This window comes from Pseudomonas aegrilactucae (assembly GCF_019168305.1).
In the GTDB taxonomy this organism is placed as follows: domain Bacteria; phylum Pseudomonadota; class Gammaproteobacteria; order Pseudomonadales; family Pseudomonadaceae; genus Aquipseudomonas; species Aquipseudomonas aegrilactucae.
Map to the genome: position 1 here is coordinate 1 of NZ_JAHTBI010000108.1, position 21,376 is coordinate 21,376.

A 21,376-nucleotide genomic window follows, 5' to 3' on the forward strand; every position below is an offset into this window, starting at 1 on the left:
CAACAGCAACAGCAACAGCCCGGTGCGGCTGGCTTACGTGAGCATGCCACGCTCCTCCTCACGCAAGGTCAACACCTCAACCCCACGCGCCGTCACCGCCACCGTATGCTCCCACTGCGCCGACAAGCCCCGATCACGGGTGATCACCGTCCAGCCATCCTTGAGCGTGCGTACCCCACGCCCACCCTGGTTGACCATCGGCTCGATGGTAAACACCATCCCCGGCCGCAGCACCAGCCCGCTGCCCTTGTGCCCGTAATGCAACACCTCGGGCGCCTCGTGCATCTGCCGGCCAATGCCATGCCCGCAATACTCGCGCACCACGTTGTAGCCCGCCGCCTCGACATGACGCTGGATGGCATGCCCCACATCCCCCAGCGTCGCGCCGGGCCGCACCTGGCCGATACCCTCCCATAACGCCGCATAGGTCGTGTCGACCAGCCGCTGCGCCTCGGCCCCGATCGTGTCGACGGCATACATCTTCGACGAATCGGCAATGTAGCCACCCTGCTCCAGGGTAATGTCGACGTTGATGATCGACCCGGCCTCGAGCACCTGTTCGGCACTCGGCACGCCATGACACACCACATGATCCACCGACGTGTTCAGCGAGTAGGCAAAACCATACTGCCCCTTGCTCGCCGGCCGCGCCTTGAGCACCTCGACAATGAACGCATCGGCCCGGTCATTGATCTGCAAGGTGCTGACACCCGGACGAATGAAGCCGTCCAGGTGCGCAAATACCTGGGCCAGCAACTGCCCGGCATGACGCATCAGTGCCAGTTGCTGCGGGCTCTTCAGGATTACCTCGCTCATGCGATCAGCTCCCGCAGGCTGGCCTGTTCCTGGCGCAGCAACTGACGCAACAGCGCCTGATAGGTCAACTGGGGGTTGAGCTCGGCCAACATGCCGATGCGAATCCAGAACTCGGCCTGCGCGTTGATCGAACGCGACAGCGCGCCGCTGGCAATGCGCAGGTCTTCATGCAACGCGTCATCGATCTTGACGATGCCCATGATAATGCTCTCTGTATATGGAACGTATACACACCATATCGTATCTTTCGCCACTGATGCCATCGCTTGGTGCATCGGTGCCCAAGGCGGTGCACGTCAATCGCTGCCTCAAACGGCGCACGCCCCTGAAACCGCGGCTTCGGCAATTGTGGCGCGTACCTTGCTAATGCTCCTGCATCAGGCAGTCAACGCAGATTGCCCCGTTCACGACAAAGGCGCCGTGCTGCCCCGCTTGCTACTTCAAGCCGGGCGCAGCAGGGCGCCTTTTTGTTTGGTTTTCAGGAGGTGGGCATGGCCAGCACCACGGTACGCAGCGTATGCCCTTATTGCGGGGTCGGGTGCGGCATCGTCATGACAGTGGCAGGCAACCAGGTGACCAAGGTCAGCGGTGACAAGCAGCACCCCAGCAATGCAGGGCGGCTGTGCACCAAGGGATTGACCTGTCATCAGCCGCTGAGCGAGTCGGGCCGCATGCAGCAGGCGTTCCTGCGCGATCAGCGCGAGCGCGATCCGGTAAGGCTGGGCATCGACCAGGCCATCGAACAGGCGGCGCTGCGCCTGCGCGCCATTCTCGATGAGCATGGGCCCGACGCACTGGCGTTCTACGTGTCCGGGCAACTGTCGCTGGAGGCGCAGTACCTGATCAACAAGCTGACCAAAGGCTTCGTGCGCAGCCGCCATATCGAGTCCAACTCGCGCCTGTGCATGGCCAGCGCCGGCAGCGGCTACAAGCAGTCGCTGGGCGCCGACGGCCCACCCGGCAGCTACGACGATTTCGACCACGCCGAGGTGTTCTTCGTGATCGGCGCGAACATGGCCGATTGTCACCCGATCCTGTTCCTGCGCCTGCTCGACCGGGTCAAGGCCGGCGCCCGGCTGATCGTGGTCGACCCGAGGCGCAGCGCCACCGCCGACAAGGCCGACCTGTTCCTGCAGATTCGCCCCGGCACCGACATGGCCTTGCTCAACGGCCTGTTGTACCTGCTGCTGGAAAGCGGCCACACCGACACTGACTTCATTGCCCGCTACACCGAAGGCTGGGATGAAATGCCCGCGTTCCTGGCCGACTACACGCCCGCGCGGGTTGCCGAGCTGACCGGCCTGAGCGAGGCCGACATTCGCCAGGCCGCCGCCTGGATCGGCCAGTCGCGCAACTGGATGAGTTGCTGGACCATGGGCCTGAACCAGAGCATCCACGGCACCTGGCACACCAATGCGCTGTGCAACCTGCACCTGGCCACCGGCGCCATCTGCCGCCCCGGCAGCGGGCCGTTTTCGCTCACCGGCCAGCCCAATGCCATGGGCGGGCGCGAAATGGGTTATATGGGGCCGGGCCTGCCCGGGCAACGCTCGGCGCTGGTGGAGGGCGATCGCCAGTTTGTCGAAGACCTGTGGCAGATCCCGCGCGCCAGCCTGCGCGCCGAGGCCGGCGACGGCACCGTGGCGCTGTTCGAAAGCCTGGCCGCCGGGCGTATCAAGGCCTGCTGGATCATCTGCAGCAACCCGGTGGCCAGCATGGCCAACCGTCAGCAGGTGATCGACGGCCTGCAGGCAGCGGAACTGGTCATCACCCAGGATGCCTTCCTCGACACCGAAACCAACCGCTACGCCGACATCCTGCTGCCGGCGGCGCTGTGGGCGGAGGGCGAAGGGGTGATGATCAACTCCGAGCGCAATCTGACCCTCACCGCCAAGGCCGTCGAGCCTCCGGGCGAGAGCCTGCCCGACTGGCAGATCATCGCCCGCGTCGCCTGCGCCATGGGCTATGCCGAGGCCTTCAGCTACGCCAGCGCCGAGCAGGTGTTCGACGAAATCCGCCAGGCCTGGAACCCGGCCACCGGCTATGACCTGCGCGGCATCAGCTATGCACAACTGCGCCAGGCGCCCCAGCAGTGGCCGTGCGAGCCGGGGCGGGCCGACACGCGCAGCCCGCTGCGCTACCTCAACGACGGCCGCCATCAAGCGGTGCGCCAGGATGTGGGCGGCGCGCGTGCGACCTTGAATTTCGCTACCGCCAGCGGCAAGGCGCGCTTCTTTGCCCGGCCCTGGCTGCCACCTGCCGAGCTGCCCGACGACGACTTCCCGCTGGTGCTCAACACCGGCCGGGTGCAGCACCAGTGGCACACCCTGACCAAGACCGGCAAGGTCGCGACCCTGAACAAACTCGACCCCGGCCCCTTTGTCGAGATCAACCCCGAGGACGCCACGCGCCTGGGCATCGCCGACAAGGACCAGGTACAGATCCGTTCACGCCGTGGCCAGGCGGTGCTGCCGGCGCGGGTCAGTACGCGGGTGATGACGGGCAACTGCTTCGCGCCCTTTCATTGGAACGACGTGTATGGCGAGCAGTTGGCGATCAACGCCGTGACCTGCGACGCGGTCGACCCGGTGTCGCTGCAACCGGCCTTCAAGCACTGCGCCGTGACGCTGACCCGGATCAGCGGCGAGCGCATCGAGGCCCTCGACCTTACTACGCCAGCCGCCCAGGAGACCGGGCCCATGTCCACCGATACCCTGCGACACGTACTGGGCCTGAGCGCGCCCGTTGAACTGGCCCTGGCCGAGCATGAGCAGCAATACATGCAGGGCTTCCTGCTCGGCCTGGGGCATGCCGATGTGCGTCAGCAGGGTGTGCCTAGCCTGCCGGCGAATGCGCCGCTGGCCCCGTCGCGGCGGTTGTTCATCGATGGCTTGCTGGCAGGGCTGTTTTCACGCACGGGCACGGCGCCGGTCGCGCTTGAAGCGCCTGCGCCACCACAGGCGCAGCACCTGCTGTTGTGGGCCTCGCAGACCGGCAATGGCCAGACCCTGGCCGAGCAGTGCGCCGCCCGCTTGCGCCAGGCCGGGCTGGGGGTGCAGGCGTGCAGCATGGAGACGGCCAGCCTGGCCCAGCTCGAAGGCGCCGCCAGCCTGCTGCTGATCGCCAGTACCTTCGGCGATGGCGAGGCGCCTGACAGCGGCGCGGCATTCTGGCAGGCCTTGCACAGCGAAGACGCCACACGCTGCGCGCGCCTGCCGTATGCCGTGCTGGCGCTGGGGGACTCGAGCTACGACCAGTTCTGTGGCTTTGGTCGCAAGCTTGACCTGCGCCTGGCCGAGCTGGGCGCCCGGCGCCTGCTGGAACGGGTCGACTGCGAGCCGGATTTCGACGAGCCGTTCGCCCAGTGGCTGGAGGCGCTGACCGGGGTGCTGGGGCAATCGTCGACAGCACCGATCGAAACGGCACCGGCTGTCACCGCGTATACCCGCCAGCAGCCGTGGGCGGCCAGGCTGGTGGAGAACCGCCTGCTCAATGCTGCGGGCGCGAGCAAGGAAACCCGCCAACTGGTGTTCGACCTGGGCGGCAGTGGCCTGAGCTACCAGGCCGGTGACGCACTGGGCGTGTGGCCACGCAACTGCCCGACGCTGGTGGCGCAGATGCTGCAGGCGATGCAGCAGGGCGGCGACACCCCGGTCACGCTCAAGGGCCGGCCGCAAATGCCACTGGCCGTGGCCCTGGGTGAGCACCTGGATATCACCCGGATTACGCCGCAACTGCTCGAACAGGTGGCCACGCACCACCCCGACGAGCCGTTGCGGCACCTTTTGCAGGCGGCCAACAAGGCTGAACTCAAGGCGTGGCTGTGGGGGCGGCAATTGCCCGACCTGCTGGTGCAGTACCCGTTGCACCTGCCGCTGTCGACCTGGCTGGCGCTGCTCAAGCCGCTGCAGCCGCGGCTGTACTCGATCAGTTCGAGCCCGCGCCTGCACCCCGAGCAGGTACACCTGACGGTATCGACCGTGCGTTATGGCGAGCGCAAGGGGGTGTGCTCGACCTTCATGGCCGACCGCGCCGACGCGCTGCGGGTCGACATTTTCCCGCAACCGTCCGCGCATTTTCATGTTCCGCAAGACGACGATGCGCCGCTGATCATGGTCGGGCCGGGCACCGGTATCGCGCCGTTTCGCGGGTTTCTGCAAGAACGCCAGGCGCGCGGTGCCCGCGGGCGAAACTGGTTGCTGTTCGGCGAACAGCACGAAGCCTTCGACTTCTATTACCGCGACGAACTGCTGGCCTGGCGCGACAGTGGCCTGCTGACCCGTCTTGACACCGCGTTCTCGCGTGATCAGGCCGAGAAGATCTATGTGCAGCACCGCATGCTCGAGCATGGCGCCGAGCTGTGGCGCTGGCTGGAGGCGGGGGCATCCTTTTGCGTGTGTGGCGATGCCGAGCGCATGGCCAGGGATGTGGATGGCGCGTTGAAGCAGGTGGTGGCCGCGCATGGCGGTAAAAGCGCCGAAGAGGCAGCCGCTTATGTGGCTCGCCTGGCCAGCGACAGACGCTACCTGCGTGACGTGTACTGAATGCGCCATAACGGGGAGCGCTGCACCAGCTTGGTTCGATTTTAGCGGGCTGGCGCGCGCAAACCGTCTGATTGCACGGGGTTTTGGCAGTTGGCACGGTCCCTGCTTTTCACCTTGGTACAACGCCCCGGGTGGTCAACGTCGATCACCGTCAAGGGCTACATAACAGATCAATACCAGGCAAAGGCGCCTGGAGCTTCGGCTCCAGGCGCCTTTTTTTGTGTGTTTTTTACGGGGTAGCCACCCCGCACCGTGATTGGCCTTGAGAGAGGATCGGGTATGAATGCGAAAGTGACCATCGAGCAACGGCAGAAACTGGTCATCGTCGGCAACGGCATGGTCGGCCATCACTGCGTCGAACAACTGATCGAGCGCGGCGCACTGGCGCGCTTCGAGGTGCGGGTGTTTGGTGAAGAGCGCCAGCGTGCCTACGACCGGGTTCACCTGTCGGAATACTTCAGCGCCAACGATGCCGAGGCGCTGGCGCTGGGTGAGGCCGGGCTGTACGCCGAGCATGGTGTTGTCCTGCAACTGGGCGAGGCGGTGCTGGAGATCGACCGTGAACGCCGCGAGGTGGTGACCGAGCAAGGTCGCTACGCCTACGACCAGTTGATCCTGGCCACCGGCTCGTACCCCTTCGTGCCGCCGATCGACGGCAGCGAGGGCGCCGCGCGGCTGGTCTATCGCACTCTTGATGACCTCGACGGCATTCGTGCTGCCGCCGCCTCGGCGCGCCGCGGTGTGGTGGTGGGCGGTGGCCTGCTGGGCCTGGAAGCGGCCAATGCGCTCAAGTCGCTGGGGCTGGAGGCACACGTGGTGGAATTCGCCCCACGCCTGATGCCGGTGCAACTGGATGGCGAGGGCGGTGCGGCCTTGCGTGCGCAGATCGAGGCGCTGGGGGTGAGCGTGCACCTGTCGCGTGCCACCCAGGCGATCGTCGCCGGCCAGGATTACCGCTACCGCATGAACTTTGACGGCGGCGAGTTCCTGGAGACCGACCTGATCGTGTTCTCCGCCGGGATTCGTCCGCAGGATGCGCTGGGGCGTGGCGCCGGGCTGGAGGTTGCCGCACGCGGTGGGGTGGTGATCGACGATCATTGCCGTACCAGTGACCCGCAGATCTTCGCCATCGGTGAATGTGCTTCCTGGAATGGCAGCGTGTTCGGCCTGGTGGCGCCGGGCTACAGCATGGCGCGCAACCTGGCGGCGGCGTTGGCCGGCGAGGCGGCGCAGGCGTTTGCCGGGGCCGACATGTCGACCAAGCTCAAGTTGCTGGGGGTGGATGTGGGCTCGATCGGCGACGCCCATGGCGCCACGCCCGGCGCGCGCAGCTACCGCTTCATCGACGAAGCCAATGCGGCCTACCGCCGGCTGGTGGTGGATGCCAGCGGCAAGCGCGTGCTGGGCGCGGTGCTGGTCGGCGACAACAGCTACTACGACACACTGCTGCAGTACGTGCAGAACGGCATCGCGCTGCCGGCCGACCCGGCGGGGTTGATCCTGCCGCAATCGGGTGGGGCCCCGGCGCTGGGGGCCGATGCGCTGCCGGACACGGCGACCATCTGCTCCTGCTACAACGTCAGCAAGGGCGCGGTGTGCTCGGCCATCGATGGCGGCTGCAGCGACCTGGCCCAGCTCAAGTGCCAGACCAAGGCATCGACCGGCTGTGGTGGCTGCACGGCGCTGCTCAAGCAGGTCTTCGAGCATGAGCTGATCGCCCGCGGCGTGGCCGTGGACAAGAGCCTGTGCGAACACTTTGCCTATACCCGCCAGGAGCTGTACGCGCTGGTGCGGGTGGAAGGCATCCTGAGTTTTGATGAAATGCTGGCCAAGCATGGCCGTGGCCACATCGGCTGCGACATCTGCAAGCCCACGGTAGGCTCGATCCTGGCGTCGTGCTGGAACCGGCCGATCATGGACCCGTCACTGGTGCCGTTGCAGGACACCAACGACACCTTCATGGCCAACATGCAGAAAAACGGGACCTACTCGGTGGTGCCGCGCATTCCGGGTGGCGAGATCACTCCGGACAAGCTGATCGTGATCGGCCAGGTGGCGAAGAAGTACGACCTGTACACCAAGATCACGGGCGGTCAGCGCATCGACATGTTCGGCGCGCAGTTGCACGAGCTGCCGGACATCTGGAGCGAGCTGATTGCGGCCGGGTTCGAGACCGGGCTGGCGTACGGCAAGTCCACGCGCACGGTCAAATCCTGCGTGGGCAGCACCTGGTGCCGTTATGGCGTGCAGGACAGCGTGGCCATGGCGTTGCGCCTGGAGGATCGTTACAAGGCCTTGCGCTCGCCGCACAAGCTCAAATTCGCGGTGTCCGGTTGCACCCGCGAGTGCGCCGAGGCGCAGAGCAAGGACATCGGCGTGATCGCTACCGAGAATGGCTGGAACCTGTACGTGTGTGGCAACGGCGGCATGCGCCCACGGCATGCGGAGTTGTTTGCCACCGACCTGGATGACGACACGCTGATCCGCACCATCGACCGGGTGCTGATGTTCTATGTGCGCACTGCCGACAAGTTGCAACGGACCTCGGTGTGGCGCGAGAACCTGGAGGGCGGGCTGGAGTACCTCAAGCAGGTGGTGTTGCACGACAGCCTGGGGCTGTGTGCCGAGCTTGAGGCGCAGATGCAGCTGGTGGTCGACCGGTATGAATGTGAGTGGGCCAATGCCCTCAAAGACCCGGAAAAACTCAAGCGCTTCCGTACCTTCGTCAATGACCAGCGGCCTGATCCTGGCGTGCATTTCGTGCGTGAGCGTGGCCAGCGTCGGCCGATTGCGGCGCCAGAGCTTCACTTGATCCCCACTACCGAGGAGGTGCTCTGATGAGCCCGTCGAACAATGCGTTGATGCAGCAGCAACAGTGGCAGGCAGTGTGTGGTCGCGCCGACCTGGTGGCCCAGTCGGGTGTGGTGGTGTGGCATGAGGGGGCGCAGGTGGCGTTGTTCTATGTGCCGGGCAGTGAGGGCGAGGTGCATGCGCTGGACAACCATGATCCGCAGTCGGGTGCCAATGTGATCGGACGCGGGATCGTGGGGAGCCTCAAGGGTGAGTTGGTGGTGGCATCGCCGTTGTACAAGCAGCATTACTGCCTGCGCGACGGGCGTTGCCTGGAGGACCCGGCGCAGATGCTGCGCACCTGGGCGGTGCGGTTGAATGGGGACCAGGTGGAGTTGGGGGTGGCGTGATGGCCACTTCGCTGGCAAGCCAGCTCCCACAGGTATGCCACCGCTCTGGAGGGCAGTGGGGTACCTGTGGGAGCTGGCTTGCCAGCGAAGGCTTCACCGCGCAGTTACGATAGACTGCGCCCATGAACCTCGATACCCGCATCAAGTTCCGACACCTGCTGTGCTTTCTCGAAATCGCCCGCCAAGGCAGTTTCGCCAAGGCCGCCGACGCCGTGGCCATCAGCCAGCCGGCCATTTCCAAGACCCTCAAGGAGCTGGAGGACCTGCTGCAGACCCGCCTGTTCGAACGTGGCAAGCACGGCGTCGAACTGACCCCCGCCGGGGTACGCTTCATGCGCTACGCCGGCCCCTGCGTGCAAGCCCTGCGCGAAGGCGTCAGCACCCTGCGCGGCGAAGAACACGCGCCACCGCAGGTCAGGATCGGCGTACTCTCCACCGTAGAAAGCCTGCTTGTCCCCGAAGTCATCTGCCGCCTGCACCAACGCCACCCGGCATTGGTGGTCAGCGTCGCCACCGGCCCCAGCGCGCACCTGCTGGCGCAACTGCACGTAGGCGAACTGGACCTGGTGATCGGGCGCATGACCGACAGCCCGCAGATCCAGGGCCTGCTGTTCGAACACCTGTACAGCGAATCGATGTCGCTGGTGGTACGCCCAGGCCACCCACTGCTGGCACGCAACCCCGTGGAGCGCAACCAGGTCGGCCGCTACCCGCTGGTGCTGCCACTGGCCGGCACCACCATCCGCAAGCACGCCGACAGCCTGTTCGTGCAATGCGCCATCGAACAACCGCAGCAACGTCTGGAAACGCTTTCTCCGGCGCTGAGCCGGCGCTATGTGCTGGGCAGTGATGCAGTGTGGGTGGCCCCGCGTGACGCGGTGCGCGTGGACCTTGGCCGTGGCGAGTTGTGCGAGCTGGACCTGGGCGTGCGCGAGCCCGGCGGCTCGGTGGGCATCTGCAGCAATGCCGCGCTGCCACAGGCACTGCCGGCGCAATGGCTGTGCGAGGTGCTGCGCGAGGTGGCGGGGCAGTACCGGCAAGGCCACTACCCGTAAATTTCATCAGCAAACCCATGCGCACCTGCAATACTGGCCACTGGCTTATCGGCTGTATGAAGAAGCGTTAATCCGGGTGAACTTCTCCACCTTTTGTTGCTCTCATGCCGGTAGCCATTGGTCGTGGCCGCCTGATAAGCTCGCGGCTTTACTCGATTGCCCTTTTGGCGCATGAACAAGGAAATAGCATGAAACAGCATCGGTTGGCGGCTGCGGTTGCCCTGGTTGGCCTGGTACTGGCGGGTTGCGATTCGCAGACCAGCGTCGAGCTGAAGACTCCGGCACAGAAAGCCTCCTACGGTATCGGCCTGAACATGGGCAAGAGCCTGGCGCAGGAAGGCATGGACGACCTCGATTCCAAGGCCGTGGCCCAGGGCATCGAAGACGCTGTTGGCAAGAAAGAACAGAAGATCAAGGATGAAGACCTGGTCGAAGCCTTCGCCGCGCTGCAAAAGCGTGCCGAAGAGCGCCTGGTCAAGATGAGCGAAGAGTCGGCCGCCGCCGGCAAGAAGTTCCTTGAAGAAAACGGCAAGAAAGACGGCGTGGTCACTACCGCCTCCGGCCTGCAGTACCAGATCGTGAAGAAGGCCGAGGGCGCCCAGCCCAAGCCGACTGACGTGGTGACTGTTCACTACGAAGGCAAGCTGACTGACGGCAAGGTGTTCGACAGCTCCGTAGAGCGTGGCAGCCCGATCGACCTGCCGGTCAGCGGTGTGATCCCGGGTTGGGTCGAAGGCCTGCAACTGATGCACGTGGGCGAGAAGGTCAAGCTGTTCATCCCGGCCGATCTGGCGTACGGCGCACAAAGCCCGAGCCCGATGATCCCGGCCAACTCGGTACTGGTGTTCGATCTGGAACTGATCGCCATCAAGGACCCGGCCAAGGCGCAAGACGAAGCCCCGGCCAAGTAAGCGTCCCCGTGTGTGCACAACGCCCCGTCTCGACGGGGCGTTGTCGTTTATGCATCCAGCTGAACCGAGGGCCTGCGCTGGCGTCACAAGGTGGGGCGGCGGTGCAAACGTGACGCCTTGGGCAAAACGATTGCCGATTGAAACAAGTGTGTAAAAAACGCCCGATCTAAGCCAGGCCCTTGCCTGGCGGGCGCCCCGAGTCTGAAAATGGCCTCTGTTCACAAGGTTATCCACAATTACTGTGGATAACCTTCCCGGCCCAGCCGTTGGAGGTGGTATGAACGCACCCTGGAATTTTGCCCGTTTTCTGCCCCTGGCCGAGCGCTTGCTCAGCCGTGGCCGCTTGCCTGCGCTGATTTTCGCGGTGGCACGCAAGGGGCCGCGTCTGGGCAAGCTCAAGGACGACGTGCGGCTGCTGCAGGCACTGTGCGTGGCCTGGTGGCGCGGCGAGTACCGCGCCATCAGCCCCAAGGCGCTGGTGACCATCGTCGCTGGCCTGCTGTACTTCGTCAGCCCCCTCGATGCCATCCCTGACTGGTTGCTGGGCGTGGGCATGCTCGACGACATCGCGGTGCTGGCCTGGGTACTGAAAACCGTGGACGGCGAACTGGCGGCATTTCGTGCCTGGCGCCACCGCCAGGCGCCGGAGAAACTGCGCGTGGTCGAGCGCTTGCCCGACACGGCCGAAGCCCTGCGGCTTGAGCAGGAAAAAAGCTGAATATGGTTACACCCTGCAATACCCTGTCGGCTGGTACTATATTTGGCATAAGCGCTATACCGACCGATTACATGCGCAGAGTCCGACAAGGGGGTTGTAATGGGTATTCAGGTTATCAGCCGAGACGGTCAACCCGAGTACGCGGTTGTGCCCTGGGAGCAGTACCAGGCATTGCTCAAGGCGGCAGGCCAGCCGGCGGCCCGTGTTGAAGCATCCGAAACCACGCCCGCGGCGGCGGCCCCGGCCAGCTTGCCCAGCCTGAGCGAGCTGGCCGCATTGCGTGAGGGCAAGGGCCTGGCGGCCGAGCAACTGGCCCGCAAGGTGGGCATCAGCCCGGTATACCTGGGCCTGATCGAGAGCGGCGAACGTCAGCCCGATGCTGCGATCCGTCGCAGCCTGGCCTGGGAACTGGGCGTGGCGGGCTGGAGCGAGCCATCGTGAGCGGGGTGCGGATCAGCCGTCAGCAATGGGAAGGGTTGCTCGGCGAGCTGGATGTCGCACGCCGTCAACGCCACCTGCTGACCTACCGCGCCTTGCTCGAACGCCTCGAACTGCCCAGCCCGGCGATGCAGACCCTGACGGCAGCGTTGGAGTACCTGGCGGTACTCGATGCCCGTGCCGAACAGCCGCTGCGCAGCTCGCTGGTGATCAGCCAGGGCGCCAGCCGTTTGCCGCGCACCGGTTTCTTTGAATGCGTGGAGCGCCTGGGGCGTTTTTCCGGACCGTCCGATGGTATCGCCGCCGCGTCCTGGCATGCCTCCGAAGTGGTGCGCGTATTCGAATACAGTTATCCCGAGCCCGAGCAAGCCTGAGGCGCCAGCGCCGTATCGATCAGGTACAGGCTGTGCCCGGGCATGTCCTTGGCGTGGTGCTTGGCCTGCGAGGCAAGGTCGGCCAACTGGTCGGCGTCCAGTTGGGCGCAGGTGTGCGCATGCAGTTGTACCACCCCGATCGAGAGTGACAGCAACGGGAACTCCTGGCGCTGGCCCAGGCGGTTGTGGGCAATGAAACACCCGGCCTCCACGTGTTCGCTGCGGTAGAAGCGCCGGCACTCCTTGTGAAAGTCATCCAGCAGCACCTGCAGGCGCTGTTCCCAGTCCTTTGAGCCCAGCACCAGCATGAAGTCGTCGCCGCCGATATGGCCGACGAAATCGCGATTGGGGTCGACCCGTTCACTCAGGCACTGGGCCAGACACAGCAGCACTTCATCGCCCTTGGCGTAGCCGTAGATATCGTTGAAGGGCTTGAAACTGTCGATGTCCACATAACAGATCGCCGCCTCGCGCTGCTGTTGCAGCAGGCGCGTCAGGCATTGCTGGATGGGCACGTTGCCCGGCAGAAGGGTCAAGGGGTTGGCATAGCGCGCCTGTTGCAGCTTTTGTTCGGTGATCAGCTTGAGCACATCGATCACCCGGCCCAGGCCCAGGTAGCGACCCTCCAGGGTGATGATGAAATCTTCTTCGATGCGCTGGCGCGCGCGGCTGGTGAGCAGGCGGCTGACCTTTTGCAGCGATTGGTTGAGCTCCACCGCAAGAAAGTCTTCGCTCATCAGCCGGCTGATCGGCTTGCGTGCATACAGGTCGGTGGCAAACGGCTTGAGCAGCGCGTCCGATAGCGAATGGCGGTGCACGATGCCACACGGGCGCTGCTCGCGGTCGAGTACCGCCAGGGAGTTCAGGTTGGCCTGACGGCGGAACAGCGCCAGTACCTCCAGGGTCGCGGCATCGCCACTGACGGCCGGTTGTTCGTTGAGCAGCGCGCTGAGGTCGCGGCCTTCGTCTACCAGTACCGCCACGCCGCTGGGCGCGGGCAGCAGGGTGGCGGCATCGCGTGGCGGCTGCTCCTGCGGGCGACACAGCAGGTAGCCCTGTACCAGGTCGACCCCCATCTCGGTCAGCACCGTCAGCTCTTCGGGCAGCTCGATGCCTTCGGCGATCACCTGGGCGCGGGAGGCCTTGGCGATCTGCAGGATGGAACCGACGAACTCGCGCTTGACCGCGTCCTGATGGATGCCGTCGATGAAGTGCCGGTCGATCTTGACGTAGTCCGGGCGCAGCTCCGACCACAGGCGCAGGCTGGAGTAGCCGGCGCCCAGATCGTCGAGGGCGATCGAGAAGCCCATGTCGCGGTAGTGATGCAGGGCATTGAACAGCAGCTGGAAGTCGTAGATGGGGGTTTGCTCGGTGAGTTCGATCACCACCCGGCTGGGCGAGATGCCCAGGCTTTGCAGCAGCTTGAGGGTACCCCCGGACGGGTACTGCGGTTCGAGCAGCGATTCGGGCGAGACGTTGAGAAACAGCTTGCCTTCCAGGCCTTGCTGGCTGAACTGCCGGCAGGCACTCTCGCGGCACGCCACTTCCAGCTCGGTCAGGCGCCCGGCATGGCGGGCCACCGCGAACAGGTTGATGGGGGAGTGCAGCGGGCTGTTGGAGGGGCCGCGGCTGAGCGCTTCATAACCGAGGATGCGCCGCTCGGACAGGCAGACGATGGGTTGGAACAGGCTGTGCAAGCCGCTTTGAGCCAAAATGGAGCTCAATGCGCTGAGCTGTTCGGTCACGGTCATGGCAAGGCTACCTTGAAAAAAAGGGACTGGGGCCATTGGCGCCCAGTCCCTTATTTCACGACAGAATGATGACTGTTTGATGACCTGGCGGGGTCGCAGTCACACTATTTTGCCACTACTGCCTCAGTGCTTGGCCACCGCCGAATTCAAGCCCAGGTAGTCCAGCAGGATACGCCCGGTTTCGGCCAGGTACGCATCGTCTTCCGGCTTGGTATCGTCCGGCTCGACCGGCAGCGCGTCTTCGTCTTCCTTCTTCAGTTCCTTGAGCGGCTCTTCGCCCTTGGCCTTGCGACGGATGTTTTCCAAGGCCAGTTGCTTGCCTTCGATATCGGCATGGCGGGCGCGGCGCTCGACCTCGTTGAGGCTGACGGTCTTCTCGTTCATCAGCTTCTGGGTCAGGGCCAGGCGGTCGCGAATGTAGACGAACTCCGGGTCCTTGGCACTGCGGCTTTCATGACGTGCCTTGAGCTGCGCGAGGAAGGGTTTGAACGGGTCGCTGGCCGGCTTGATCGCAGGACGAATGGTATCCCACGGCATCGCTTCGGGCAGGGCGCTCTCGCCGATTTCCTTGGTGTCGATGATCGACGGGTAGTCGATATCCGGCAGCACGCCCTGGTGCTGGGTGCTCTGGCCGGATACCCGGTAGAACTTGGCCAGGGTCAGTTTCAGCTCGCCATGGTTAAGGGGCTGGATGGTCTGCACGGTGCCTTTGCCGAAGGTCTGGCCACCGATGATCAGGCCGCGGTGATAGTCCTGCATGGCACCGGCAAAAATCTCCGAGGCCGAGGCCGACAGGCGGTTGACCAGCAAGGCCAGCGGCCCTTTGTAGAACGCGCCGGTGTTTTCGTCTTCGAGCACGTCGACACGCCCGTCGGCGTTGCGCACCAGCACGGTCGGGCCCTTGTCGATGAACAGGCTGGTGAGCTCGGTGGCTTCCTGCAGCGAACCGCCGCCGTTGTTGCGCAGATCGATGACCACGCCGTCGACTTTTTCCTTCTGCAGTTCGGTGAGCAGTCGCTTCACGTCACGGGTGGTGGACTTGTACTCCGGGTCACCGGCGCGGAACGCCTTGAAGTCGAGGTAGAAGGCCGGGATCTCGATGATCCCCAGCTTGTAGTCACGCCCGTCCTGCTTGAGGTTGAGCACCGACTTCTTGGCGGCCTGCTCTTCGAGCTTGACCGCTTCGCGGGTGATCGACACCACCTTGCTGGTCTGGTCGTTCGGCGCATTGCTGGCCGGGATGACTTCCAGGCGCACCACCGAGCCCTTGGGGCCACGGATCAGCTTGACCACTTCGTCCAGGCGCCAGCCGATCACGTCGACCATTTCCTTGTCGCCCTGGGCCACGCCGACGATCTTGTCGGCCGGTGCTACCTGCTTGGTCTTGGCGGCGGGGCCAGCCGGCACCAGGCGTACGATCTTGACCTGGTCGTTGTCGCTTTGCAGCACCGCACCGATGCCTTCGAGCGACAGGCTCATGTTGATGTCGAAGTTTTCGGCGTTGTCGGGCGACAGGTAGTTGGTGTGCGGGTCGTAGGACTGCGCAAAGGTGTTGATGTAGGCCTGGAAGATGTCTTCGGCGCGGGTCTGGTCCAGGCGCGCGAGCTGGTTCTTGTAGCGCTTGGTCAGCAGCTCCTGGATGGCCTTGGGCTCTTTGCCGGCGATCTTCAGGCGCAACACTTCATCCTTGACGCGTTTGCGCCACAGGTCGTCGAGCTCGGCGCCGTTCTGCAGCCAGGGGGCGTCCTTGCGATCGACCAGCAGCGACTCCCTGGCCGTGAAGTCGATCTTGTCGACGCCCTTGTTCAACTCGGCCAGGGTGAAGTCCAGGCGCGACTTGACGCGGTCCAGGTAGCGCTTGTAGATGGTGAAGCCCGGGTCCAGGTTGCCGCTCTTGAGGAAGTCGTCGAACTGGGTCTTCCACTTGTCGAACTCGGCGATATCGCTGGCCAGGAAATAGCTGCGCGAAGGATCGAGCAGCTTGATGTAGCTGTCGTAGATGATGACCGAGCGCGCGTCATTGAGCGGCGGCTTGCTGTAGTGGTGGCGCTTGAGCAGCTCGACCACGTTCAGGCTGGCGACCACTTCGTCGCGCTCAGGCTGCAATTTGTCCCAACTGTTGGCGGCCGAAGCGTTGCCGGCCAGCGGCAGCGTGCCAAGGCCGATCATCAGGGCCAGGGCAGTGCTGGGCAGGAGTTGCTTCATGCTGATTCGACGTAGGGGCAATTGATCACGCATATTAGGCCGTCTTTGAATTCGCCGGCTCCATGGAGCCGGACGCATAATGCAAAAAGCCTGGTGCCAAGGCATCCAGGCTCAGTCATGACTCAACTATGGAGGCACTGTGAAGGCATTGCAAGGCGTTGACGGACATGTGGAGTGGGTTGCGACGACAAGTCCAACCTGCGATGTAGGTCAAGTACGCATTCGCGTGGCGGCGGCCGGGCTCAATCGGGCCGACCTGTTGCAGCGTGCCGGGTTGTACCCGCCACCGCCAGGTGCCAGCGAGTTTCTGGGCCTTGAGTGCGCCGGCGTGATCAGCGAAGTGGGTGCGGGCTCGTCGTGGCAGGTGGGTGATCGGGTCTGCGCGCTGCTGGCCGGCGGCGGCATGGCCGAAGAGGCGGTGGTGGATGCGCGGCATGTGCTGCCGGTGCCCGAGGGCCTGAGCCTGCACGAGGCGGCGGCAATCCCCGAGGTGTATGCCACCGCCTGGCTCAACCTGTTCCAGCTGGGCGGCCTCAAGCCTGGCGAGAAGGTGCTGTTGCATGCCGGTGCCAGTGGTGTGGGGTCGGCGGCGATCCAGTTGTGCAAGGCGTTCGGCAGCCCGAGTTGGGTGAGCGTAGGGTCGGCCGAGCGCCTGGCCTATTGCCAGGGCCTGGGTGCCAGTGGGGGTGTGGTGCGCGGTGACGACCTGGAGGCGCTGAACGATTTTGCCCCGTTCGATGTGATCCTGGATCCGGTGGGGGCCAACTATGCGGCGCTCAACCTGAAGCTGCTGGCACGCGACGGGCGTTGGGTGATCATCGGCCTGATGGGCGGGCGCAAGGCCGAGTTCGATCTGGCGCAGGTGCTGGCCAAGCGTATCCAGCTCACAGGCTCCACCCTGCGCAATCGCGATGATCAGTTCAAGGCAGACCTGCTCAGTGACCTGAGGCAGCAGGTATGGCCGTTGTTCACCGAGGGGCGGCTGACGCCGCAACTGGTCGGTACCTATGCAGTGAAGGACGCCGAGGCGGCGTTTGCCGAGCTTGCGGGCAACCAGGTGTCGGGCAAGCTGGTGCTGGTGATCGACGAAAGCCTTGTATAAGGCTTGAGGGCCCCTTCGCTGGCAAGCCAGCTCCCACAGGTGCACCACTGTTCTCAAGGGCAGTGGTGCACCTGTGGGAGCTGGCTTGCCAGCGAAGCTTTTTTTCAGCTCCAGTGCAGAATCGGCCAGCCACTCTTCTCGGCCTGCTCGCGCAACACCGGGTCCGGATTGACCACATGCGGGTGATCCACCTTCAGCAGCAACGGCAGATCGTTGCGTGAATCGGAATAGAAGCTCGCGCCTTCCAGATTCTCTTCTTCCTGGTCCAGCCACTCCAGCAACCGCGTGATCTTGCCTTCACGGTAGGTCAGCGTGCCCACGGTCTTGCCGGTGTAGAACCCTTGGACCACCTCAAGCTCGATCCCCAGGTATTCGTCGATGCCCAGTCGCTCGGCAATCGGCCCCACCAGGTGCACGCCAGAGGCCGAGATCACCAGAATCCGATCGCCCGCCTTGCGGTGCGCGGCGATGGTGCGAGTCGCCTCGCTGAAGATGATCGGCTCGATGAAGTCCTCCACCCACGGCCCGACCAGGTGATCGACTTCCTCCGGCGTGCGCCCGATCAGCGGCTCCAGGCTGAACGCCATGTAGTCCTCCATCGCCAGTTGCCCCTTGCCGTAGGCCTCCATCAGCGCGCGGTCGTTGCGCAGGAACGACTCACCGTCGACCCAGCCCAGGCGCACCATCTGCTCGCTCCACAGCGAGGCGCAGTCGCCATGGATCAAGGTCTCGTCCAGATCGAATATCGCTAAAGCCATTTCAACAAAACTCCTGTGCAGCCCTCAGGCGACTTCGCAGAGGGCAGTGGGATCGATGGACAAGGATACCCGCTCGCCGTCCGCGTGCAGATCGGCCGATGAACGATTGAGCACATCCACCACCAGTTCCACCCCACGCGCCTCGATGCGGTAGCGGATCACGTTGCCCAGCAGGCTGTGGCTGCGCACAAGGCCTTCGCGTTCGCCGTTCAGGCTCAGCGCGATGGCTTCGGGGCGAATCGCCAGGCGGCTGCTGACAGGGCGCTGCAGCAGGCGGCTGGCGCTGTCGGCATCGAGCAGGTTGTAGTTGCCGATGAAGCCGGCGGCAAACGCATCCACGGGCGCAGTGTAGAGCGACTCGGCATCGCCGCTCTGCACGATGCGGCCCTGGTTCATCAGGAAGATGCGGTCCGACATGGTCAGTGCTTCCTCCTGGTCATGGGTCACGAAAATCGTGGTCAGGCCCAGCTCGCGCTGGATCTGGCGGATCTGTTCGCGCAGGTGCTTGCGAATGCGCGCATCCAGCGCCGACAGCGGCTCGTCCAGCAGCAACAGGCGCGGCCGCGTCACCAGCGAGCGGGCCAGGGCCACGCGCTGGCACTGGCCACCAGACAGCTGGTGCGGGTAGCGGCCGGCAAAGTCCTGCAGCTCGACCATGCGCAGCGCTTCGAGCACGCGGTTGCGGCTGTCTTCGCCCTTGACCTTCTGCATGCGCAGGCCGAAGGCGACGTTCTGCTCGACGCTCATGTTGGGGAACAGCGCATAGCTCTGGAACACCATGCCGATGCCGCGTTTTTGCGGGCTTTGCGGCACCAGGTCGTGGCCATCGAGCAGGATCTTGCCGCTGTCCACGGCGGTGAGCCCGGCGATGCAGCGCAGCAGGGTGGACTTGCCGCAGCCCGAGGGGCCGAGCAGGGTGACGAACTCACCGCGCTCGATCTCGCAATTGATGTCGTTGAACACCGCGCTGGCGCCGTAGCTTTTCTGCAGGTTCTGGATACTGACGAAGCTCATATCAGGTCTTGTCCTTGTTCAGGCGGTTGGCTGCCCAGGTCAGCACCAGTACGAAGAGGAAATAGGAAATCACCAGCGCGCTGTTGAAGTGGCCGCTGCTGTTGCGCATGTTGTTCAGGTACACCTGCAGGGTCTCGTAGCGGGTGCCCACCAGCAGGTTGGCGAACACGAACTCGCCGAACAGGAACGAGAACGACAGCAGCAACGCCACCATCAAGCCCTTGCGCAGGTTGGGCAGCACCACCAGGAACGCGGCCTGCCAGGTGTTGGCGCCGAGCAGTTGAGCCGCGTCCATCAGGTCGCGCAGGTTGATCGCCTGCAGGTTGTTGGTGATGGCGCGGTACATGAAAGGCAGGGCCACGGTGAAGTAGCAGCCGATCAGGATCCATGGCGTGCCGACCATCGCCATCGGCCCCGACCCGTAGAGCTGCAGCAGCCCCACCGAGGACACCACCGGTGGCACCGCGAAGGGCAGCAGGATCAGGATGTTCATCAGCGCATCGAGCCTGGGGAAGTGGTAGTGCACCACGAACAGCAGCGGCAGGATCAGCAGCACCGACAGCAGCAGCGCGCCCACGCACACCAGCAGCGACTGGCCGAAAGCGGCCAGAAAGCGCGGCTCGCTCCACAGCGCCACGTACCACTTGAAGGTCAGCCCGCTGGGCAGCAGGCTCGCCGACCAACTGGTGGACAGCGAGTAGAGCAGGGTGCCGGCCAGCGGCAGCAACAGGATCACGAACAGTGCGTACACCACCACGCGGTGGTAGAGGCTGGCCGAAGCCGATTCAGCGCGAGACATGGTAGCTCCTCTTCAACAGCCATTGGTGCACCAGGGTGACCAGGGTCATCAGCCCCACCAGGATCATCGCCAGCGCACTGGCCAGGTTCGGGTCCAGCGAAATGTCACCCGATACCAGGGCGGCGATGCGGATCGGCAGCACGTTGAAATTGCCGGTGGTGAGTGCGTACACCGTGGCGTAGGCGCCCAGGGCGTTGGCCAGCAGAATCACGAAGGTGCCCAGCAGCGCCGGGGTCAGCACCGGCAGGCCGATCAGGCGCCAGTAGTCCCAGGCGCTGGCCCCCAGCAGCGCCGCCGACTCACGCCAGTCTTCGCGCAACGCGTCGAAGGCCGGGTACAGCAGCAGTACGCCCAGCGGTATCTGGAAGTAGGTATAGAGGATGATCAACCCGGTCTTGGAGTAGAGGTTGAAGTCCTCGATGATCCCGGCCTGCTTGAGCAGCAGCGTCAGCGCGCCGTTGAAGCCCAGCAGGATGATGAAGGCGAACGCCAGCGGCACCCCGGAAAAGTTGCTGGTCATGTTGGCGAAGGCGTTGACGAAGTCGCGCAGGCGCGAGTCGACCTTGCGCAGCGAGTAGCTGCCCAGGATCGCGATGAGGATGCCGAACAGGCTGGACCAGAAGCTGATCTCGAGGCTGTGCTGGATGGCCTGGCGGTAGAACCTGGAGCTGAACACCTTGCTGAAGTTGTCCAGGCCCCAGCCGCTCTCGGCTTGCAGGCTGTGCACCGCCACCCAGGCCAGCGGGGCGATCTGGAAGATGATGAAGAAGACCGCGAAGGGGAGCAGGCACAACAGCGCCAGCCATTTGCCACGGGTGATCGAATTCACGTGAGCAGCTCCCGGCAGACCGGCTTGTCGTGAGGGATGCCGAGCAGCTCGCAGACGGTACCGCACAGCTCGGTCTGCAAGGGTTTGGCGGCCGGGTCGAGGCTGAACGCGTCGCCGAACACGAACAGCGGCACCTCGCGCTCCTCGGGCAGTACGCCGTTGTGCGAGCGGTCGTTGTTCATGCCGTGGTCGGCGGTGATCAGTACCTGGCAACCGGCCTGCAGCCAGCCGCTCAGGTAGTCGGCCAGCAGGATGTCGGCGTGGCGCGCGCTGTTGCGGTACTGGCTGCTGTCCAGGCCGTGCCTGTGGCCGGCGTCGTCGATGTTCATCGGGTGCACCAGCAGGAAGTTCGGGGTGTGCTTGCGGCGCAGGTATTCGGCGTCGGCAAACAGGTGCGAGTCGGGGTAGTGGTCGGCGTAGTAGAACAGGCCGTGCTGGATCGGCAGTTCTGGTGCATGGGTATGGCGGTCGCGCAGTGGCTCGAAGGGTGAGCGGTTGTACAGTTCGCTGACCCAGTGATAGGCCGCCGCGGCCGTACTCAGGCCGGCCTCGCGGGCGTAGTGGAAGATGCTGCGCTGGGTGGACAGGCGCGTGACGTTGTTGTGCACGATACCGCTGTCGATGGGCGGCACGCCGGTGAGGATGCATTCGTAGAGCGGCCGCGACAGCGCTGGCAGCTCGCATTCGAGGCGGTACAGGGCGGCGCGGTCGGCTTCGACATAGGCGTGCAGGTGGCCCATGGCGTGGTGGGCGACCTGGTAGTTGAGGCCGTCGAGCACGACCAGGATGACGTTGTGGTTCATGGGGGCTCCGGTGTTCTTGATGGCCTCTTCGCTGGCAAGCCAGCTCCCACAGGGTTCTT

The 21,376-nt window shown here is 64.5% G+C and carries 18 protein-coding genes; 9 read left to right on the forward strand and 9 right to left on the reverse strand.

What is annotated here, in order from left to right; translation table 11 throughout:
* Positions 1-33: 33 nt before the first annotated feature.
* Together map and KUO17_RS24035 are read right to left on the reverse strand one after the other, a co-directional pair.
* Positions 34-816 (reverse strand): type I methionyl aminopeptidase, encoded by a 783-nt coding sequence (gene map / locus KUO17_RS24030; protein ID WP_217978066.1) that lies wholly within the window; start codon positions 814-816, stop codon positions 34-36.
* Entirely contained in the window at positions 813-1,016 is a 204-nt protein-coding gene (locus tag KUO17_RS24035; RefSeq protein ID WP_217978067.1) for a ParD-like family protein, read from the reverse strand. The genes map and KUO17_RS24035 overlap by 4 nt, the downstream gene beginning before the upstream one ends.
* A 291-nt stretch (positions 1,017-1,307) precedes the next feature.
* On the opposite strand from KUO17_RS24035, the gene KUO17_RS24040 reads away from it, so the two are divergent.
* The 8 genes from KUO17_RS24040 (at position 1,308) to KUO17_RS24075 (ending at position 12,056) form a co-directional block, all read left to right on the forward strand.
* On the forward strand, positions 1,308-5,360 hold the full coding sequence (locus tag KUO17_RS24040) for a bifunctional nitrate reductase/sulfite reductase flavoprotein subunit alpha (protein ID WP_217978068.1): 4,053 nt from the start codon (positions 1,308-1,310) through the stop codon (positions 5,358-5,360).
* Positions 5,361-5,639: 279 nt separating this feature from the next.
* Positions 5,640-8,198, forward strand: coding sequence for a nitrite reductase large subunit NirB (gene nirB, locus KUO17_RS24045; protein WP_217978069.1), 2,559 nt, complete (start codon positions 5,640-5,642; stop codon positions 8,196-8,198).
* Positions 8,198-8,560 (forward strand): nitrite reductase small subunit NirD, encoded by a 363-nt coding sequence (gene nirD / locus KUO17_RS24050; RefSeq protein ID WP_217978070.1) that lies wholly within the window; start codon positions 8,198-8,200, stop codon positions 8,558-8,560. Before nirB ends, nirD begins: the two co-directional genes overlap by 1 nt.
* Before the next feature lie 122 nt (positions 8,561-8,682).
* Positions 8,683-9,615 (forward strand): pca operon transcription factor PcaQ, encoded by a 933-nt coding sequence (pcaQ, locus tag KUO17_RS24055; RefSeq protein WP_217978071.1) that lies wholly within the window; start codon positions 8,683-8,685, stop codon positions 9,613-9,615.
* Positions 9,616-9,803: 188 nt separating this feature from the next.
* Entirely contained in the window at positions 9,804-10,526 is a 723-nt protein-coding gene (gene bamJ, locus KUO17_RS24060) for a BamJ family beta-barrel-assembly machinery protein (RefSeq protein WP_217978072.1), read from the forward strand.
* Positions 10,527-10,803: 277 nt separating this feature from the next.
* Complete coding sequence (locus KUO17_RS24065; RefSeq protein ID WP_217978073.1) at positions 10,804-11,244, forward strand: YkvA family protein; 441 nt, start codon at positions 10,804-10,806, stop codon at positions 11,242-11,244.
* A gap of 99 nt (positions 11,245-11,343) precedes the next feature.
* Positions 11,344-11,685 (forward strand): helix-turn-helix domain-containing protein, encoded by a 342-nt coding sequence (locus tag KUO17_RS24070; protein WP_217978074.1) that lies wholly within the window; start codon positions 11,344-11,346, stop codon positions 11,683-11,685.
* The gene (locus KUO17_RS24075; RefSeq protein ID WP_217978075.1) at positions 11,682-12,056 is read left to right on the forward strand and encodes a hypothetical protein; all 375 of its coding nucleotides are present in this window, start codon (positions 11,682-11,684) and stop codon (positions 12,054-12,056) included. The genes KUO17_RS24070 and KUO17_RS24075 overlap by 4 nt, the downstream gene beginning before the upstream one ends.
* On the opposite strand, the gene KUO17_RS24080 is transcribed toward KUO17_RS24075, so the two are convergent.
* Both KUO17_RS24080 and KUO17_RS24085 read right to left on the reverse strand, forming a co-directional pair.
* Positions 12,032-13,807 (reverse strand): bifunctional diguanylate cyclase/phosphodiesterase, encoded by a 1,776-nt coding sequence (locus tag KUO17_RS24080; protein ID WP_217978076.1) that lies wholly within the window; start codon positions 13,805-13,807, stop codon positions 12,032-12,034. The two genes, KUO17_RS24075 and KUO17_RS24080, sit on opposite strands and share 25 nt — an antisense overlap.
* Before the next feature lie 123 nt (positions 13,808-13,930).
* The gene (locus KUO17_RS24085) at positions 13,931-16,012 is read right to left on the reverse strand and encodes a carboxy terminal-processing peptidase (protein ID WP_217978077.1); all 2,082 of its coding nucleotides are present in this window, start codon (positions 16,010-16,012) and stop codon (positions 13,931-13,933) included.
* A 139-nt stretch (positions 16,013-16,151) separates the two neighbouring features.
* Here KUO17_RS24085 and KUO17_RS24090 point away from each other — a divergent pair, with 139 nt between their 5' ends.
* Positions 16,152-17,114 (forward strand): NAD(P)H-quinone oxidoreductase, encoded by a 963-nt coding sequence (locus tag KUO17_RS24090; protein WP_217978078.1) that lies wholly within the window; start codon positions 16,152-16,154, stop codon positions 17,112-17,114.
* Between the two features lie 104 nt (positions 17,115-17,218).
* Here KUO17_RS24090 and KUO17_RS24095 read toward each other — a convergent pair whose 3' ends face one another.
* From KUO17_RS24095 to KUO17_RS24115, 5 genes are read right to left on the reverse strand one after another with little or no spacing between them, the layout of a single operon-like run.
* The gene (locus tag KUO17_RS24095) at positions 17,219-17,872 is read right to left on the reverse strand and encodes an HAD family hydrolase (protein WP_217978079.1); all 654 of its coding nucleotides are present in this window, start codon (positions 17,870-17,872) and stop codon (positions 17,219-17,221) included.
* A gap of 24 nt (positions 17,873-17,896) precedes the next feature.
* On the reverse strand, positions 17,897-18,886 hold the full coding sequence (locus tag KUO17_RS24100) for an ABC transporter ATP-binding protein (RefSeq protein WP_217978080.1): 990 nt from the start codon (positions 18,884-18,886) through the stop codon (positions 17,897-17,899).
* Position 18,887: 1 nt separating this feature from the next.
* On the reverse strand, positions 18,888-19,685 hold the full coding sequence (locus KUO17_RS24105) for an ABC transporter permease (RefSeq protein WP_217978081.1): 798 nt from the start codon (positions 19,683-19,685) through the stop codon (positions 18,888-18,890).
* A complete protein-coding gene (locus KUO17_RS24110; RefSeq protein WP_163940427.1) occupies positions 19,672-20,505 on the reverse strand; it encodes an ABC transporter permease in 834 nt (277 codons plus the stop codon). Before KUO17_RS24110 ends, KUO17_RS24105 begins: the two co-directional genes overlap by 14 nt.
* A gap of 5 nt (positions 20,506-20,510) precedes the next feature.
* Positions 20,511-21,317 (reverse strand): alkaline phosphatase family protein, encoded by an 807-nt coding sequence (locus KUO17_RS24115; RefSeq protein WP_217978083.1) that lies wholly within the window; start codon positions 21,315-21,317, stop codon positions 20,511-20,513.
* Positions 21,318-21,376 lie beyond the last annotated feature (59 nt).

Bases quoted from the DNA above. Each gene is read 5' to 3' on its own strand.
- KUO17_RS24105 (WP_217978081.1), bottom strand. From the start codon at position 19,685: ATGTCTCGCGCTGAATCGGCTTCGGCCAGCCTCTACCACCGCGTGGTG.
- KUO17_RS24100 (WP_217978080.1), bottom strand. From the start codon at position 18,886: ATGAGCTTCGTCAGTATCCAGAACCTGCAGAAAAGCTACGGCGCCAGC.
- map (WP_217978066.1), bottom strand. From the start codon at position 816: ATGAGCGAGGTAATCCTGAAGAGCCCGCAGCAACTGGCACTGATGCGT.
- bamJ (WP_217978072.1), top strand. From the start codon at position 9,804: ATGAAACAGCATCGGTTGGCGGCTGCGGTTGCCCTGGTTGGCCTGGTA.
- pcaQ (WP_217978071.1), top strand. From the start codon at position 8,683: ATGAACCTCGATACCCGCATCAAGTTCCGACACCTGCTGTGCTTTCTC.
- KUO17_RS24035 (WP_217978067.1), bottom strand. From the start codon at position 1,016: ATGGGCATCGTCAAGATCGATGACGCGTTGCATGAAGACCTGCGCATT.
- KUO17_RS24040 (WP_217978068.1), top strand. From the start codon at position 1,308: ATGGCCAGCACCACGGTACGCAGCGTATGCCCTTATTGCGGGGTCGGG.
- KUO17_RS24065 (WP_217978073.1), top strand. From the start codon at position 10,804: ATGAACGCACCCTGGAATTTTGCCCGTTTTCTGCCCCTGGCCGAGCGC.
- KUO17_RS24085 (WP_217978077.1), bottom strand. From the start codon at position 16,012: ATGAAGCAACTCCTGCCCAGCACTGCCCTGGCCCTGATGATCGGCCTT.
- nirB (WP_217978069.1), top strand. From the start codon at position 5,640: ATGAATGCGAAAGTGACCATCGAGCAACGGCAGAAACTGGTCATCGTC.
- KUO17_RS24070 (WP_217978074.1), top strand. From the start codon at position 11,344: ATGGGTATTCAGGTTATCAGCCGAGACGGTCAACCCGAGTACGCGGTT.
- KUO17_RS24095 (WP_217978079.1), bottom strand. From the start codon at position 17,872: ATGGCTTTAGCGATATTCGATCTGGACGAGACCTTGATCCATGGCGAC.
- KUO17_RS24115 (WP_217978083.1), bottom strand. From the start codon at position 21,317: ATGAACCACAACGTCATCCTGGTCGTGCTCGACGGCCTCAACTACCAG.
- KUO17_RS24080 (WP_217978076.1), bottom strand. From the start codon at position 13,807: ATGACCGTGACCGAACAGCTCAGCGCATTGAGCTCCATTTTGGCTCAA.
- nirD (WP_217978070.1), top strand. From the start codon at position 8,198: ATGAGCCCGTCGAACAATGCGTTGATGCAGCAGCAACAGTGGCAGGCA.